The following is a 16,367-nucleotide window of genomic DNA, read 5'->3' as shown; positions in this document are numbered from 1 at the left end:
AGGACCAGGACGCCACCGAGCGCCCCGACGCGGACGACGCCGACGCCGACGCCGCCGAGGAGTCGGCACCAGCGGTCGACTGGTGCGCCCCCGAGGCCCTGTCCGCCTCGCTCACCCCGCTGGACTCCGGCGCGGGGAACCGCTACGCGGCCCTGACGCTCACCAATGTCTCGGACGCCGACTGCCGCACCCAGGGCTGGCCAGGACTGGAGCTGGCGGACGACGACGGCGAGGCCCTGCCCACGACCACGGTCAGGGACACCTCGCAGGAGGCCGACCAGCTGACCCTGGCCCCCGGCGAGAGCGCCTGGGCCCAGCTGCGCTGGACCGTGGTGGCCGGCGAGGAGGACGCGACGGACGGCACCTGCGGTCCCGAGCCGGCCGAGCTGCGGGTCATACCCCCGGACACCTACGACGCCACGGCGACGGACTGGGCCGGCGGCACGGTCTGCGGCGCCGGACGCATAGAGGCGCTGCCACTGGCGGCAGGCGACGGCCCCTGAGCCAACCCGACCACCCTTCCAAAGTCCGCCCGTTGACGGGCCTGCACTCGACTACGCGCCGGGACCGCCCTCCACCGTTGTCGTCTGCGGTCAGTCCCCTATGACTCGCGCAGTTCCCCGCGCCCCTGAGCGCCCACGCGCCTGAAGGGGCGCGGGGAACTGCGCGAGCAACCGTCGACGGGCCCGCACCCGACCACGCGCCGGGACCACCCCCACCGTTGTCGTCTGCGGCCTGCACCCGACCACTCTCCCCGGCCGCGCCAACGGGCCCACCACAGGACCGTCCTGACCCGACGCGCCCCTCGCCGGCAAGCGTGGGACCGGCGTGCGCGAGGCCGGCGCGGCTTCGCGCGGCGTGCCGTTGGGTCACGGCGCGCACCACACACCGGGCCGCACGCCGGCAAGGCGCACCGCGCACCCGGCCGCACAGCGGCCGCCGACAGGCCGGCAAGGCGCACCGTGCAACCCCACCCGCACGCCGGCAAGGCGCTTGGCGCGCCACGCACAAGTCAGAGCGTGGGCAGCCAGTCCACCCGTCCGGCCAGCAGGCCGTAGCCGACGAAAGCCACGATGTCGATCAGCGCGTGGGCGACCACCAGCGGCATCACCCGGCCCCAACGCCGGTAGAGCCAGACGAAGATCACGCCCATCGCCACATTGCCGAAGAACCCACCGATGCCCTGGTACAGGTGGTACGCCCCGCGCAACAGCGCGCTGGCCGCCAGGGAGCCCGTCGCGCTCCAGCCGAGCTGGTCCAGCCGCCGCAGCAGGAAGCCCACCACGATGACCTCCTCCACCACCGAGTTCTGCACGGCGGAGGCGATCAACACCGGGTACTTCCACCAGACCTCGGGCAGCGACTCGGGCACCACCGTGAGGTTGGCGCCGGCCGCGTGGGCGCCCAGGTAGAGGGCCAGCCCGCTGCCGCCGATGCCGGCGGCGACCACGGCCCCCCAGGCCAGGTCGAAGCGGGGCCGCGTCAGGTCGAAGCCGATCAGCCGCATCCCTCGTTGCCCCGGGCGCCCGTCGGGGCCGCCGTAGCCGTACTCCCTCAGCAGCAGATGGGCCACCAGCAGCACCGGCACCAGCGCGGTGGAGATGGAGACCAGCTGCCAGGCCAGATCCAGCCAGGGGCGGTCGGGGGCGCGCGAGGTGTTGAGGTTGGCCGCCTGTTCGCTGAGCCCGCCGGGGCGGGTGACCACCCCGGCGAAGCTGACCAGCGCGCGCACCGCGCTCGCGCCGAGCGAGACGCCGAGCACCAGCAGCAGTTCGTGGCGCAGGGCGCGCGCCGGCAGCGCGCACGGCGCGGGCTCCGGGGGTGGTGGGGTGGCCGCCCGGCCGTCGTCACGCGTGAGCCGCACTCCGTCTCCCGTCCGGCGCGCGACCGCCACCGGCGCGCGCCGGCCCGCGCCGTCAGGGCTGCGTCGGCCAGTCGTGCACGGGGGTGTCGGTCCGCGCCAGTTCGCAGTACCGCCGCACGAGGCCCTTGAGGGCCGTCGCCCGGTCCTTTCCGTCCGCCACCAACTGGTGGTAGACGGAAGTCTGCCAGTCCGCCCCGGTGACCCCGCGCCGGCACCGCCCCTCGATGACCGCGAGATAGCGGTCCCGGTCGGCGGCGTTGACGCCCCAGGCGTCCAGGCCGGCGGCGGCCAGCGGCAGCAGGGTCTCCGCGATCAGCTCGGCCGCCGGCAGCTCCCGGGTGCCGTCCGGCCCCGGCCAGCGGAGCCGGGCGCCGAGGCCGTGCCGGCAGGCGGCGTCGAAGTTCCGCTCGGCGTCGGCGAACGGCAGCCGTTCCCACACCGGTTCCGGCTCGTCGGCCAGCGCCCGCACCAGCCCGTAGTAGAAGGCGCCGTTGGCGATGGTGTCGGTGACGGTGGGGCCGGTGGACAGCACGCGGTTCTCCACCCGCAGGTGGGGAACCCCGTCCACGACGGCGTAGACCGGGCGGTTCCAGCGGTAGACCGTGCCGTTGTGCAGCGCCAGTTCGCCGAGCGCGGGAACGCCGCCGGCCGCGAGCACCGCCTGCGGGTCCTCGTCCCCGAGCAGCGGCAGCAGCGCGGGGTAGTAGCGGACGCTCTCCTCGAAGAGGTCGAGCGCCGAGGTGATCCAGCGCTCGCCGAACCAGGTGCGCGGGCGCACGCCCTGCGCGGCCAGCTCCGGCGGGCGGTCGTCCGTGGCCTGGAGGAAGAAGATGGGCCGCGACTCGTGCCACAGTTCGCGCCCGAAGACGAACGGCGCGTTGGCGCCGACCGCCGCCTGCGCCGCGAGCGCGGCCTGCGCGGCGTTCCACGCCGGCGCGAAGCGCTGGGGCGTGACCTGGAGGTGGTACTGCACGGAAGTGCACGCGGACTCGGGGGCTATCGAGTCGAAGGTGCTGGTCAGCCGCTCGGCGCCGGCGATGTCCAACTGGATCGACTCGCCGCGCGCGGCCATGATCTGGTCGTTGAGCAGGGTGTAGCGGTCGCCGAGGGAGAGGCTGCCCGGGACCATCTGCTCGGCGGCGATGGTGGGCAGGACCCCGGTCATCACGACCTGGGCGCCGAATTCGCCGGCCATTCGGTCGGCGTAGCGCAACGCGATACGCAACTCCTCGGCCATGTCCTCGAACACACCGCCGCCCAGCTCGCGCGGCGACATATTCAGTTCGATCGTGAATTTTCCCAGCTCACTCTGGAAATCCCGGGTCGCCATTCGGCCAAGAACTTCCGCGTTGACCATTCGGGGGGACCCGTCGGAATCGGCCAGGCAGAGTTCGACCTCCATGCCCACCCGATCCCTCGGCCCGTGGAACCGCTCCTCGGCGAGGAGCGTCGCCAGGGCGTCGAGACAGGCGTGGAGTCGGTCCCTGAACCGCCCTCGGGCGGCGAGGTCGAACCGGTCCGCCGCGACCTTCTCCCCCATGGGGCCACCTCCTGCGTCGAGGGACGGGCGCCCTCGATCCTGCCCACGTCACGCCGGAGATAACACGCAACGTGAGGCTCAGGCCCCACGGCGGGGGCATATTCACTTGGCAAGACAACGGTCGGAACGTCCGTTTTGGCGGCCGGATTTACCCTTGCCGAAACACTGCGGTAAGGCTAGTGGAAACAAACCGCAATCCAGCATCGTATAAAATCGCGGGACGGCGTGTCTCCTATTAGAGGCGACCTACTCCAAAGCGAGAGGCGACCCATCATGCCCCTGAGCATCCCCCAGGTTCCCGCGACGGTCGAGCGCACGATCGACGAAGCTCTGCGCTCGGCCGCCGTCCCCGCCCCCCGCAGGCTCCGGTTCGACCGTGGCGCGCTGCGTCCCACCCTGCCGCTGCCGGTCCACCGCCTGGAGCGGCTGACCGCGCCGGCGGAGCCGCCCACGGCCCGGCTGACCGGCTGGCGTTATCTCCTCGCCCAGGACGGCCTGTCCGTGGGCACCGCCGAGTGCCAGGTCACCCCGGACGGTTGGGCGTTCTCGCACTTCGGCGAGGGCCCCTACATCGCCTCCACCGAGCGCGCGCTCCGGCTCGCGGAGGAGCGGCCCGAGCGCTTCCAGCCCCGGCTGCTCTCCGTTCCCGAGTTGTACATGCTGACGCTCTGGCTGTATCCGGACGAGGCGGCCGACCCCGCCGAGGGCAGCCCCTCAGGGAACGACCTGCTGATTCCGCTCGCGCCGGCGCCGCCGGGGATCGCGGCCGAGCGGCTGATCACCGTGGACGCGCTGGTGGCGCTGGTCGCCAACCGTCTCGCCCCGCTGGGCCTGGCCAGCTGAGCGACGCGCCGTAACGTTCCACCGCCGGGGGCGGTCGGGCATCCCGCCCGACCGCCCCCGGCGCCGTGTGCCGCTGCCCGGCGGGCGTTACTCCGCCAGCTCCTCGATGGGCGGGCAGGAGCAGACCAGATTGCGGTCGCCGAAGGCGCCGTCGATCCGGCGCACCGGCGGCCAGTACTTGCCGTCCCGGGACAGCTCGCCCGGGTAGACGGCCTCCTGCCGCGAGTAGGGGTGCGGCCAGTCGCCGGTCAACTGCTCGGCCGGATGCGGGGCGTTGACCAGCGGGTTGTCGTCGGCCGGCCACTCGCCCGAGGCGACCCGGTCGATCTCCCCACGGATCGCGATCATCGCGTCGCAGAAGCGGTCGAGTTCCGTCAGGTCCTCACTCTCGGTGGGCTCGATCATCAGCGTGCCGGCCACCGGGAACGACATGGTCGGCGCGTGGAAGCCGTAGTCGACCAGCCGCTTGGCGACATCGTCGATGGTGACCCCGGTCGCCTTGGTGAGCGGGCGCACGTCGATCACGCACTCGTGCGCCACCAGCCCGCCGGGCCCGGTGTAGAGCACGGGGTAGTGCGGCTCCAGCCGCCTGGCCACGTAGTTGGCGCTGAGCACGGCGACCTGGGTGGCGCGGCGCAGCCCGGCGGCGCCCATCAGCCGCACATAGGCCCAGGAGATCGGCAGGATGCCGGCCGAGCCCCAGGGCGCCGCCGAGACCGGACCCGACCCCTCGGGCCCCGCGCTCGGCTGCCCCGGGTGCCCCGGCAGATACGGCGCCAGATGGGCGCGCACCGCGACCGGGCCCACGCCGGGGCCGCCCCCGCCGTGCGGGATGCAGAACGTCTTGTGCAGGTTGAGGTGGGAGACGTCGGCGCCGAAGCGGCCCGGCCTGGCCAGCCCCACCAGGGCGTTGAGGTTGGCGCCGTCCACATAGACCTGGCCGCCCGCGTCGTGCACGGCGGCGCAGATCTCGCCGATGCGCTCCTCGAACACGCCGTGCGTGGACGGGTAGGTCACCATGAGCACGGCCAACTCGTCGCGGTGCTTGGCGATCTTGGCCTCCAGGTCGGCGACGTCCACGTCCCCGCTCTCGCTGGTGGCCACGACCACCACCCGCATCCCGGCCAGCACCGCGCTCGCCGCGTTGGTGCCGTGCGCGGAGGACGGGATCAGGCAGACGGTGCGCTGCTCCTGCCCGTTGGCGCGGTGGTGGGCGCGGACCGCGAGCAGGCCGGCGAGTTCGCCCTGGGAGCCCGCGTTGGGCTGGAGCGAGACCGCGTCATAGCCGGTGATCTCGGCCAGCCGGTCCTCCAGTTCGCGGATCAGCGCCAGATAGCCCTCGGCCTGCTCCAGCGGCGCGAACGGGTGCAGCCCGGCGAACTCCGGCCAGGTGATCGCGGCCATCTCGGCCGTCGCGTTGAGCTTCATCGTGCAGGAGCCGAGCGGGATCATGCCCCGGTCCAGCGCGTAGTCCCGGTCGGCCAGCCGCCGCAGATACCGCAGCATCGCCGTCTCGGAGCGGTGGGCGTGGAAGACCGGGTGGGTCAGGTACTCGTCCTCACGCAGCAGGCCGGCCGGCAGCGCGTCGGGCACCCGGGCGTCCAGCGCGTCGATGTCGCCGGCGCCGGCGGGGACGCCGAACGCGGCCCAGACGGCGGCCAGTTCGTCCCGGCCCGTGGTCTCGTCGCAGGCCACGCCGACGCGGTCGGCGTCGACCTGGCGCAGGTTGACCCCGGCGGCGCGGGCGGCGGCCACCACCTCGGCGGCCCGGCCGGGCACCCGCGCGGTGACGGTGTCGAAGAACGCCTCGTGCGCCACCTCGACGCCGCCCTCCCGCAGCCCGGCGGCCAGCAGCGCCGCCAGCCGGTGGGTGCGGCGCGCGATGGCGGCCAGCCCCTCGGGCCCGTGGTAGACGGCGTAGAGGCCGGCCATCACGGCGAGCAGCACCTGGGCGGTGCAGATGTTGCTGGTGGCCCGCTCGCGGCGGATGTGCTGCTCCCTGGTCTGGAGCGCCAGCCGGTAGGCGGGCTTGCCGGCCGCGTCCCGGGAGACTCCGACCAGCCGGCCCGGGAGGTTCCTGGCGTACTCCGCGCGCACGGACATGTAGCCGGCGTGCGGCCCGCCGAAGGCCATGGGAACGCCGAACCGCTGGCTGGTGCCGACCGCGATGTCGGCGCCCAGCGTCCCCGGCGAGGCGAGCACGGTCAGCGCCAGCAGGTCGGCGGCGACCGTCACCACGGCGCCCAGCTCGTGCGCCCGCTCGATCAGCGCGCGCGGGTCGCGCACGGCGCCCGAGGCGCCCGGGTACTGGAGCAGCACCCCGAACACCCCGCGTTCGACGGCCTCTTCGGGGATGCCAGCGCTCAGGTCGGCGACGAGCACCTCGACGCCGGTCGGCTCGGCGCGGGTGCGCACCACGGCGATGGTCTGCGGCAGGCAGTCGGCGTCCACCAGGAAGACCCCGCCCGCCTTCCGCGTCACGCGCCGGGCCAGGGCCATCGCCTCGGCCGCCGCCGTGCCCTCGTCGAGCAGCGAGGCGCCGGCCGTCGGCAGCCCGGTGAGGTCGGCGACGACGGTCTGGAAGTTGAGCAGCGCCTCCAGCCGGCCCTGCGAGATCTCCGGCTGGTAGGGCGTGTAGGCGGTGTACCAGGCCGGGTTCTCCAGCACGTTGCGCTGGATCACCGGCGGGGTGAACGTGCCGTGGTAGCCGAGCCCGATCATGGAGCGGGCCACGGTGTTCCGCCCGGCCAGCGCGCGCAGTTCGGCCAGCACGGCCGCCTCGTCCAGCGGGTCGGGCAGGTCCAGCGCCTCGGTGTGGCGGATCGCCTCCGGCACGGCGGCTGCGGTCAGCTCGTCCAGGGAGCCGAAGCCCACCTGCGCCAGCATCTTGGCCACGGCTTCGCGGTCGGGCCCGATGTGCCGGTCGGCGAAGGGGGTGCCCTGCTCCAGGGCGGTCAGCGGGGTCGGGTGCGCGGTCATCGTGGAGGCTCCTTGGGCCGTGGGCGACCTACGGGGCGCCAGGCGGCACCGCCTGACTGCCTCCCCCTCTGTCATACGACCTGAGAGCTTCGCCCCGCGCCACCGCGCCGGGCTTGCACCGTCGGTGAGGACGACCGGGGAACAACGCTCCGCCGCCGCCCTGCTTTCCAGAGTGGTTTCGCTCGCGCGGTACAGGGGCCTGAGAGATTCCGGGGAGGATTTGCTCCTTCGGCGCCCGTCGCCCCGAAGGGCGGCAGGACTCTCCCGCACGAGGTTGACAACCGCCTCCGAGACTACCAGCGCCACCCGGCTGGGCCGAGGGGTGGACCTCGACTGGCCGGCGGCCCGATTCTGGCCTTGGGTAGGTGTGGGGGGACGACGTTCTCGGGGACGCCCACACCGTCCCAGGCGCGCAGTTGGAGGAACCCGTGCGAACCGACATCGATCCGCGTGGCCTGATCGGCCGCAAGGCGTTCGACCGCCACGGCGACAAGATCGGCACTGTGGACGAGGTGTACCTGGACGACGCCACCGGCGTCCCCGAGTGGGCCGCCGTGCGGACCGGGCTCTTCACCCGGGACGCCTTCGTGCCGCTGGAGCCCAGCGAGCTGGTGGGCAACGCGCTGCGCGTCCCGTTCGACAGGTCGCTGATCCGCCGCGCGCCCGACCTGGGCGTGGGCCGCCACCTCTCCCCCGAGCAGGAACTCCAGCTCTACCGCCACTACGGGCTCGACCTCCCGTCGGGACCTGACGCCGAGGCCGGCCCGGCCCCTGACGCCGACTTCGGCCGTCTGGCCTCGTCCGACGACCCGGAGGGCTGATCCCGGCCGAGCCCCGCGCCCGGCCGCGCCAGCGGCAGCGGCAGCGGACCGGAGCGCGTCAGCAGCGGATCGTCCACGGCGAAGGTCCGCACCCGGCCAGGCGCCACGTCCTCCGGCCGCTCGAAGCGCACCGTCACCCGCCCCACCCCGCTGCCCTGCACCCAGCCGGGGCCGAACCGCTCGTGCGTCACGTCAACACCGGGCAGCCACCGCCGGTCCGGCTCGGGCTCGGCGGGCGCCGCCTCCGTCGTGGCCGCCGGCTCGGGCGGCCTCTCCGCGCCCGATCCGGCCCGTTCCGACTGCGCGAAGAGATCCTCCTGGGTGAAGTCGGCCAGCGAGCTGACCCCGACGCCCAGCAGCCGCACGCCCTCGGTGGTGTCCACGCCCTCCAGCAGCCGCTCGGCCGCCTCCCGCACCACGGCCAGGTCGTCCGTCGGCCCGCGCAGCGTCTCGGAGCGGGTGAGCGTGCTGAAGTCGTACCGTCTGACCTTCAGCACCACCGTGCGGCCCGAACGGCCGGCGGCGCGCAGCCTGGTCACGCACCGCTCGGCCAGCCGCCGCACCTCGAACCTGATCCGGGCCCGGTCGGTCATGTCCACCTCGAAGGTGTCCTCCACGGAGATGGACTTGGTGTCCCGCTCCGCCACCACCGGCCGGTCGTCGACGCCCAGCGCCATCTGGAAGACCCCGGCGCCGTGCGCCCGCCCCAGCAGCCGGGTCAGCTCGGCCTGGCCGGCCCGCACCGTCTCCTCGATGGTGTGGATGCCGGCCCGCCGCAGCACCTCGGCCGTCGCAGGACCGACGCCGGGCAACGTCCGCACCGGCAGCGGCGCCAGCAACTCCCGCTCCGTGCCCGGCTCGATCAGCACCAGCCCGTCGGGCTTCGCCCGCTCCGAGGCGATCTTCGCCAGCATCTTGGCGCCGGCCAGCCCGACCGAGCCCGTCACCCCCGTCACGGCGGCGATCTCGGCCCGCAGCCGCTCCCCCACCGCCCGCGCCTGCTCGGCGGTGGCGGCGCTGCCGCCGGCGGCCAGATCGACGAACGCCTCGTCCAGGCTGAGCGGCTCCACCAGCGGGGAGAGCCGCGCCAACAGGCCCATCACGCGCTCGCTGACCGCCCGGTACACCTCGAACCTGGGCACCAGATACGCCCCGTGCGGGCACAGCCGCCGCGCCTGGGCCGTGGGCATGGCGGAGCGGACCCCGAACACGCGCGCCTCGTACGACGCGGTGGCCACCACCCCGCGCGGCCCGATGCCGCCGACGACCACCGCCTTGCCGCGCAGGCTCGGCTTGGCCGCCTGCTCCACGGAGGCGTAGAAGGCGTCCATGTCGAGGTGGAGAATCGTTGGCTGGCCCCTCACCCGTCCGATGGTGCCCCAGGGCACTGACAATCGCCGGTCCGGACGCGGTGCCCGGTGCTCGGCCGGTCGAGCGCGGGGCCGCTCAGCGCGAGCGCTTCCGCCGCCTGGCCAGCTCGTCCTCGGGGTGGTCGGCGGGGACGACGCGCTCCCCGGTGTCGGCGCGCTCGGCGTGCAGCCGGCCCAGCGCCGCCTCCACGTCGCTCCAGACCGCGCCGACCGCGATGCCGAAGACCCCACGGCCGCCGCGCAGCAGCTCGGCCAGCTCGTCGGGGGACGCGCAGCGGTAGACCGCTGCGCCGTCGCTCATCAGCGTCATGTGCGCCAACTCGCCCAGCTCGGCGGTGCGCAGCGCCTCGGCGGTGGCGCGGATGGCCTGGAGCGAGACCCCGGCGTCCAGCAGCCGCTTGACGATCTTGAGAACGAGCACGTCCCGGAAGCTGTACAGCCGCTGCCCGCCCTGGCCGGGGGCCGGCCGGACGCCGGGCTGGACGAGGCCGGTGCGGGCCCAGTAGTCGAGCTGTCGATAGGTGATGCCGGCCGCCGCACAGGCGCTGGGTCCCGGGTAGCCCAGCAGTTCCCTGGCCGCCTCGTCCCTGCGGCCCGCCGGGGGCGCGACCGACTGTCGCAAGCCCGGGCGGGGCGCGGCACCGGAAAGTGCCGTGGTCTCCCCGACCGCGCGGCTGTCGCCGTCACCTGTCACGCCGGCCTCCGTTCCACATGTCCCGACCGTGTCCTTGTCACTCACCGGCTGTCACGATGAGTTGGCACACAGCGCTCCTCCCAAGACATGCCCCACTGAAGCTAGGTATCCACACGGAGCGCGTCAACGATCGCCACGCGCCGCTACTGGCTGCTGGTACCGAAGTCCTCGGGGGAGATCTGGTCGAGGAACTCGCGGAACCGCTCCACCTCGTCCTCCTGCTCGTCGGGGATGATGATCCCGGCGTCGTCGAGCACGGCGTCGCTGCCGTAGATCGGGGTGCCGATCCGCAGCGCGAGCGCTATCGCGTCCGACGGGCGGGCGCTGACCTCGACCCCGCTGGCGAAGACCAGCTCGGCGTAGAACACCCCGTCGCGCAGATCGGTGATCCGCACGGCGCTGAGTTCCTGGTCGACGGCCTCCAGGACGTTCTTGAAGAGGTCGTGCGTCAGCGGCCTGGCCGGGGTCATCCCCTGCTGGGCGAACGCGATGGCGGTCGCCTCGCCCGGCCCGATCCAGATCGGGAGGTAGCGATCGCCATCGACTTCTCGGAGGAGCACGATGGGCTGGTTGTTGGGCATCTCCACCCGCACGCCCACGACATCGAGCTGATTCACACAGCAACCCTAGGCCGTGCCCGGTGCATTTGGATAGTCGAGCCTCGGCCCCACGCGCTCTCGCGCCCCCGCACCGTCAGTGCCCCTGCCGTCCGGCGAAGTACACCATCCGGTACTTGCCGATCTGCACCTCGTCCCCGTTGGCCAGGGCCACGGAGTCGATCTGCTCGCGGTTGACGTAGGTGCCGTTGAGGCTGCCGACGTCGCTGACGGTGAACCCGCCGTCGGGGCTGCGCCGGAACTCGACATGGCGCCGGGAGACCGTGACGTCGTCCAGGAAGATGTCGCTCTGCGGGTGCCGCCCCGCCGTGGTGACATCGCTGTCGAGCAGAAAGCGGGAGCCCGAGTTCGGCCCTCGGCGAACGACGAGGAGGGCCGAGCCGGCGGGCAGCGCGTCCACCGCCGCCTGGGCCTCCGGCGAGAGCACCGGAACGTGGTGCTGGCCGGTGGCCTCGGCGTCGTACGCCTCAAGTCCGGAGATCGAGATCGTGGAGGTGGTCTCCGACGAGCCCTCGACGCCGGGGCGGAGCGCGGCGCCGCAGTACGAACAGAAGCGGCTGTTGGGGGTATTGGTGTGGCCGCAGCGGCCACAGGCGGGCCCCGCGGCCCCGCGCCCCTGGTCCGCTATGCCGCCTGGCCGGGAGACCTCGTCCCGGAACAGGGGGCGGCCGGGCTCGGACGGCGGCGCCGGAGGCTGGCCTTGCTGGCGGGCGCGGGCTCCTGCGGCACTGTGCGTGCCGCTCTGACGCCTGCCGAACAACCTAGCGAAAAAACTCACCAGCGATCCCCTCGCACCTAGCCCGGCCCGCCACCGGGGCGGGACGGTCCATTCTCTCTCTCCACCGACCACACACGTCATCCTGACAACGTGAGCGGCCTCTCTTCAGTTTCCCTCACTGGGCGGCACGGTGATCGATAGCCCCCGTGACGTCGAGGTTCGGTCATGATGACGACTGAGCGTAGTCAGGCTGCTCCGCCGATCGCAAGGCATCCACGGTCACGGTCTCGGGACGCGTCACGGCGACCGCCGCCTGCTTGTTCTCCAGCGACTGCACCACTCCGCCCGGGATGTTCAGCGCCGGCTCCAGGTCCTGCGGGCGGCCGATCGCGTCGATCACAAACGGAGCACGAATGCGCTCGTCGTCCACGTGAACCCCACCGTTGTGGTCCACGAAGGAGGTACTCGCGACGATCCGCACCCCGTTGATCTGAAGTGCCTCGGCACCGGCGGCGCGCAGCTCCTGGACGGCGTCGAGCAGCATGTCGGCCGTGACGGCGCCCGTCGGGTCGTCGACGCGGAGGGTGATGCCCGGGCCCTCCGCCGCCACCGTACCGGCCAGCACGCCCAGTTGTCGCTCCCGCTCCTCGCTCTGCCGGCGGGCCTCCTCGGCCTGGTCGCTGCTGTTCTCCAGCTCGGCGCGCTGGTCCTCCAGGGTGCTCTGCTCGTCCTCCAGGCGGGCCGAGCGGTCCTCCAGGTCGCTCAGGATGCGCACCAGGTCCTCGGGGCGCGCGCCGCGCAGCGCGGTGTCCTCGCTACCGGCGGCCCGCACCTGGATGGCCAGGCCGAGGCCGAGCACGAACAGCAGCACGGCGGCGACCAGTTGGCCCCGGCTGGCGCGCGGCGGCCACAGGGCGGCCCGCAGCGCGGCCCGGCCGGTGGGCCTGGCGGGCGCGCTCGGCTCGTTCGGCTCGTTCGGCTCGCGGGAGCCGTTCGGCTCGTTCGGTGGGTTCGGTTGGTTCACGGGTTCACGCCCCGAACACGTGGCGGCGGATGGCGGCCGCGTTGGAGAAGATCCGGATGCCCAGGACGACGACCACGCCGGTGGACAGCTGGGCGCCGACGCCCAGCTTGTCGCCGAGGAAGACGATCAGGGCGGCCACCACCACGTTGGAGAGGAAGGAGACCACGAAGACCTTGTCGTCGAAGACCCCGTCGAGGGTGGCCCGCAGGCCGCCGAAGACGGCGTCCAGCGCGGCGACTACGGCGATCGGCAGATAGGGCTCCATCCCGGTCGGGACCACGGGGCGGGTGACCACCCCGATCACGACGCCCAGCACCAGGCCCAGCACGGCGATCACGGGGCGGTCACCTCTTCCGGCTCCTCGCTGTCGGGGGTTTCCTCGGGGTCGGCCGGCTCGGGGAGCGGGCGCGCGCTGCGGGTGGTCAGGCTGGGCGCCGCCGGCAGCCGCAGCTCGTCCCTGGTCGAGCGCTCCACGCGGATGTCGTAGTCGTCCTGGAGGGTCACCAGGTAGTGGCCGGCCAGGGTCGCGTCGAAGTCGTCCAGCAGGGTCTCCGGGTCGCCGAGCGCGAGCAGGGTGTAGGGCGGCACCAGGGGGCGGTTGTCCACCAGCACGGCGTCGCCCGCGGCGCGGATCGCGGAGAGCGCGGTCAGCCGCTGGTCGTTGACGGCAACGGCCTCCGCGCCGGCCTGCCACAGGCCGTTGACGACGCGTTGCAGGTCGCGGTCGCGCACCCGGCCGGTCTGGGCGAAGCCGTCGTCCCTGGGGCCGCCGCTCGCGGCGTCGCCCACGTCCCTGGCGTCGTCGATGACCAGCTCGACGCCGGGGCCACGCGCGGGGCTGGCACCGGCCAACAGGGCTACCAGCTCGGCGCGTTCGGCGTCCTCGTCGCTGAGCGCGTTCCGCTGGCGGGCGGCGACATCGGCGCGCAGGTCGTCGACCCGGGCCTGGAGGGCGTCCAGGCGCTCGGTGCCGTCGTCGACGCGCTCCAGCAGCTCCTCGCGCTCCTTGGCGACGGTGGGCGCCGCCTCGCGCGCCTGGGCCGCGCCCAGGGTGACGACGACGCCGGTGAGCACCAGGCCACAGGCCAGCCAGAGCTTGGCGCGCGTGGAGCGCGGCAGCTCTGACCGGCCCGACTCCCGCCGTCGGGCCGCCGCCTGGGCGTAGCCCTCGTCGAGGGTGTTGCTCATGACGGTGGTCAGCAACGACATGGAGGCGTCGGGGCGCGCGCGGGGCGCGGCCCCCGGCTCCTGCTCTGGCATGGCGCACATGGTGGCACGCCGGTTGTCCCTAGATCGAATCGGGCCGGTCGGCGGCCCCCGGTCAGCCCTCGGCGCCCTCCACCACGCTCGACCAGTCGTCCAACAGCTCCTGGGCTGCGGCGTCGTCGGGGCCCTCGGCCCACAGGTGGGTGACGGCCTCCGCCGGGTCGGGCAGCACCAGCACCCAGCGGCCGTCTGGCTCCACGACCCGCACGCCGTCGGTGGTGTCGACGGAGCGGTCGCCGGCGGCCTCCACGACCCGGCGCATCACCAAGCCCTTGACGGCCCACGGGGTGGCGACGTCGCGGCGCAGGACGTGCGCGCGGGGGATGCGGGCGTCGATCTGGCTGAGCGAGAGCTGGGTGCGGGCGACGAGGCCGAGCAGCGCGGTGAAGGCGGCGGTGGCGTCGAAGACGCTGCTGAACTCGGGGACGATGAAGCCGCCCTGGCCGTCGCCGCCGAAGACGGCGTCGTCCTGGTGGGCGGCGCGGGTCAGGTCGTCGGGGGACGTCGTCGTCCAGTCGACCTGGGTGCCGTGGTAGGCGGCGACCTGTTCGGCGATGCGGGTGGTGGTGACGGGCAACGCGACCCGGCCGCCGCGCCGTTCGGCGGCGATCAGGTCGAGCAGGACCAGCAGGGCGCGCTGGTCCTCGATGATCCGGCCGCGCTCGTCGACGAGGGCCAGCCGTTCGCCCACCGGGTCGAAGCGGACGCCGAACGCGGCGCGCGCCGAGGCGACGATCTCACCCAGCCGCACCAGGCCGGCGCGGCGGGTCTCGGCGCTCTCGGTGGGGCGCGCCTCGTCGAGGCCGGGGTTGATGGTCAGCGCGTCGACGCCGAGCCGGCCCAGCAGGCTGGGCAGGACGAGGCCGGCGCTGCCGTTGGCGGCGTCGACGACGACCTTGATGCCGGACTCGGCGATCCCGCTGGTGTCCACGGCGCGCAGCACCGAGCCGGTGTAGCCGTCGAAGACGCTGGCGGGGAAGCGCAGGTCGCCGATCTCGCCGGGGAAGGCGCGGCGGTACTCCTGGCGGGCGTAGACCCGGTCGAGCTTGCGCTGCCTGGCCTGGGAGAGGTCGGCGCCGCGCTCGTCGAAGAACATGATGTCGACGGAGTCGGGCACGCCGGGGGTGGTGCGGATCATCACGCCGCCGGCGCTGCCGCGTGCGGTCTGTTGACGGGCCACGGGCAGCGGCACGTTCTCCAGGTCGCGGACGTCGATGGCGCTGGCCTGGAGCGCGGAGATCACGGCGCGCTTGAGGGCGCGGGCGCCTCGTGAGTGGTCGCGCGCCGTGGTGACGGTGGAGCCCTTCTTGAGGGTGGTGGCGTAGGCGCTGGCGAGCCGGACGACCAGCTCCGGGGTGATCTCGACGTTGAGGATGCCGGAGACGCCCCGGGCGCCGAAGAGCTGGGCCTGGCCTCTGGCCTCCCAGATGACGGAGGTGTTGACGAACGCGCCGGCCTCGACGGTCTTGAACGGGTAGACGCGGACGTTGCCCTGGACGATGGACTCCTCGCCGACCAGGCACTCGTCGCCGATGACGGCGCCGTCCTCGATTCTGGCGGCGCGCATCACGTCGGTGTTCTTTCCGATGACGCAGCCGCGCAGATTGGTGCCGGGGCCGATGTAGACGTTGTCGTGGACGACGGCCTTGTGGAGGAAGGCGTCGGCCTTGACGACGACGTTGGAGCCGATGACGGTGTGTTCGCGGATTTCAGAGCCGGCCTCGATCTTGGCGTAGTCGCCGACATAGAGCGGGCCGCGGAGTTTGGCGTCGGGATGGACCTCGGCGCCCTCGGCGATCCACACGCCGGGGGAGATCTCGAATCCGTCGATCTCGACGTCGACCTTGCCTTCCAGGACGTCGGCCTGGGCCTTCACATAGCTCTCGTGGGTGCCGACGTCCTCCCAGTAGCCCTCGGCGACATAGCCGTAGATGGGGCGGCCTTCCTTCATCAGGCGGGGAAAGACGTCGCCCGACCAGTCGACCGAGGCGTCGGGCTCGACATAGTCGAAGACCTCGGGCTCCATCACGTAGATGCCGGTGTTGACGGTGTCCGAGAAGACCTGGCCCCACGTGGGCTTCTCCAGGAAGCGCTCGACCTTGCCCTCGTCGTCGACGATGGTGATGCCGAACTCCAGCGGGTTGGGAACGCGCGTCAGGCAGACGGTGACCAGGGCGCCGCGCTCCCGGTGAAAGCGGATCAGGTCGGTCAGGTCGAAGTCGGTGAGGGCGTCCCCGGAAATGACCAGGAACGAGTCGTCCTTCAGGGCCTCCTCGGCGTTCTTCACACTTCCGGCCGTGCCCAGTGGTTTCTCCTCGTGGGCGTAGGTGAGGTCCATTCCCAACTCCTCACCGTCCCCGAAGTAGTTCTTCACCAGGGAGGCGAGAAACTGCACCGTGACCACGGTCTCGGTGAGTCCGTGGCGCTTGAGCAGGCGGAGCACGTGCTCCATGATCGGGCGGTTGGCCACGGGCAGCAGGGGTTTGGGCATACTCGCGGTCATGGGGCGAAGCCGGGTGCCTTCGCCGCCAGCCATTACGACGGCCTTCATATCGGAAGTGTCCTCCTTGGGGGGTCCGACAGTCGTTCCGACTTGTTGCCCGCAGGAAGGGGCCCGGGCCCGGGGTGGCT

The 16,367-nt window shown here is 73.0% G+C and carries 14 protein-coding genes and 1 riboswitch; of the genes, 3 read left to right on the top strand and 11 right to left on the bottom strand.

Going from position 1 to position 16,367, the window contains the following annotated elements; genetic code table 11:
• Positions 1 to 98 precede the first annotated feature (98 nt).
• Entirely contained in the window at positions 99 to 503 is a 405-nt protein-coding gene (locus FH609_RS25600; RefSeq protein WP_139672159.1) for a DUF4232 domain-containing protein, read from the top strand.
• Positions 504 to 1,012: 509 nt separating this feature from the next.
• Here FH609_RS25600 and FH609_RS25595 read toward each other — a convergent pair.
• The gene (locus tag FH609_RS25595) at positions 1,013 to 1,798 is read right to left on the bottom strand and encodes a CPBP family intramembrane glutamic endopeptidase (protein WP_193318048.1); all 786 of its coding nucleotides are present in this window, start codon (positions 1,796 to 1,798) and stop codon (positions 1,013 to 1,015) included.
• A gap of 118 nt (positions 1,799 to 1,916) precedes the next feature.
• Complete coding sequence (locus FH609_RS25590; RefSeq protein WP_139671989.1) at positions 1,917 to 3,404, bottom strand: glutamate--cysteine ligase; 1,488 nt, start codon at positions 3,402 to 3,404, stop codon at positions 1,917 to 1,919.
• Between the two features lie 273 nt (positions 3,405 to 3,677).
• Between FH609_RS25590 and FH609_RS25585 the strand changes: the two genes are divergently transcribed.
• On the top strand, positions 3,678 to 4,247 hold the full coding sequence (locus tag FH609_RS25585) for a hypothetical protein (RefSeq protein WP_139671986.1): 570 nt from the start codon (positions 3,678 to 3,680) through the stop codon (positions 4,245 to 4,247).
• Between the two features lie 87 nt (positions 4,248 to 4,334).
• Here the strand turns inward: FH609_RS25585 and gcvP are convergent, their stop codons facing one another.
• Complete coding sequence (gene gcvP / locus FH609_RS25580; protein WP_139671983.1) at positions 4,335 to 7,226, bottom strand: aminomethyl-transferring glycine dehydrogenase; 2,892 nt, start codon at positions 7,224 to 7,226, stop codon at positions 4,335 to 4,337.
• A gap of 177 nt (positions 7,227 to 7,403) precedes the next feature.
• A riboswitch (glycine riboswitch) is annotated at positions 7,404 to 7,503 on the bottom strand.
• Between the two features lie 151 nt (positions 7,504 to 7,654).
• Here gcvP and FH609_RS25575 point away from each other — a divergent pair.
• Positions 7,655 to 8,047, top strand: a complete 393-nt coding sequence (locus FH609_RS25575) for a PRC-barrel domain-containing protein (protein WP_193318044.1) — start codon at positions 7,655 to 7,657, stop codon at positions 8,045 to 8,047.
• Here the strand turns inward: FH609_RS25575 and FH609_RS25570 are convergent.
• From FH609_RS25570 to FH609_RS25535, 8 genes are all read right to left on the bottom strand, one after another.
• Positions 7,948 to 9,411, bottom strand: a complete 1,464-nt coding sequence (locus FH609_RS25570) for a DNA polymerase IV (protein ID WP_139671977.1) — start codon at positions 9,409 to 9,411, stop codon at positions 7,948 to 7,950. The genes FH609_RS25575 and FH609_RS25570 overlap by 100 nt on opposite strands.
• Before the next feature lie 82 nt (positions 9,412 to 9,493).
• The gene (locus tag FH609_RS25565) at positions 9,494 to 10,111 is read right to left on the bottom strand and encodes a MerR family transcriptional regulator (protein WP_139672153.1); all 618 of its coding nucleotides are present in this window, start codon (positions 10,109 to 10,111) and stop codon (positions 9,494 to 9,496) included.
• 143 nt (positions 10,112 to 10,254) lie between these two features.
• Positions 10,255 to 10,728, bottom strand: coding sequence for a bifunctional nuclease family protein (locus tag FH609_RS25560; RefSeq protein WP_139671974.1), 474 nt, complete (start codon positions 10,726 to 10,728; stop codon positions 10,255 to 10,257).
• 76 nt (positions 10,729 to 10,804) lie between these two features.
• The gene (locus FH609_RS25555) at positions 10,805 to 11,506 is read right to left on the bottom strand and encodes an FHA domain-containing protein (protein ID WP_139671971.1); all 702 of its coding nucleotides are present in this window, start codon (positions 11,504 to 11,506) and stop codon (positions 10,805 to 10,807) included.
• Between the two features lie 163 nt (positions 11,507 to 11,669).
• Positions 11,670 to 12,470, bottom strand: coding sequence for a DUF881 domain-containing protein (locus FH609_RS25550; RefSeq protein WP_139671969.1), 801 nt, complete (start codon positions 12,468 to 12,470; stop codon positions 11,670 to 11,672).
• A 4-nt stretch (positions 12,471 to 12,474) separates the two neighbouring features.
• The gene (locus tag FH609_RS25545) at positions 12,475 to 12,807 is read right to left on the bottom strand and encodes a small basic family protein (RefSeq protein ID WP_097232514.1); all 333 of its coding nucleotides are present in this window, start codon (positions 12,805 to 12,807) and stop codon (positions 12,475 to 12,477) included.
• Positions 12,804 to 13,739, bottom strand: coding sequence for a DUF881 domain-containing protein (locus FH609_RS25540; RefSeq protein ID WP_139671966.1), 936 nt, complete (start codon positions 13,737 to 13,739; stop codon positions 12,804 to 12,806). The genes FH609_RS25545 and FH609_RS25540 overlap by 4 nt, the downstream gene beginning before the upstream one ends.
• 52 nt (positions 13,740 to 13,791) lie before the next feature.
• Positions 13,792 to 16,287: a mannose-1-phosphate guanyltransferase gene (locus FH609_RS25535; protein ID WP_139671963.1), complete on the bottom strand. Its 2,496-nt coding sequence runs from the start codon at positions 16,285 to 16,287 to the stop codon at positions 13,792 to 13,794.
• Between the last annotated feature and the right edge of the window lie 80 nt (positions 16,288 to 16,367).

The sequence above is a fragment of the Streptomyces sp. 3MP-14 genome (assembly GCF_006334905.2).
Classification (GTDB): Bacteria; Actinomycetota; Actinomycetes; order Streptomycetales; family Streptomycetaceae; genus Streptomyces; species Streptomyces triticirhizae.
Note: the sequence above shows the minus strand (reverse complement) of the source record. Positions and strands in the feature narration are given on the sequence as shown.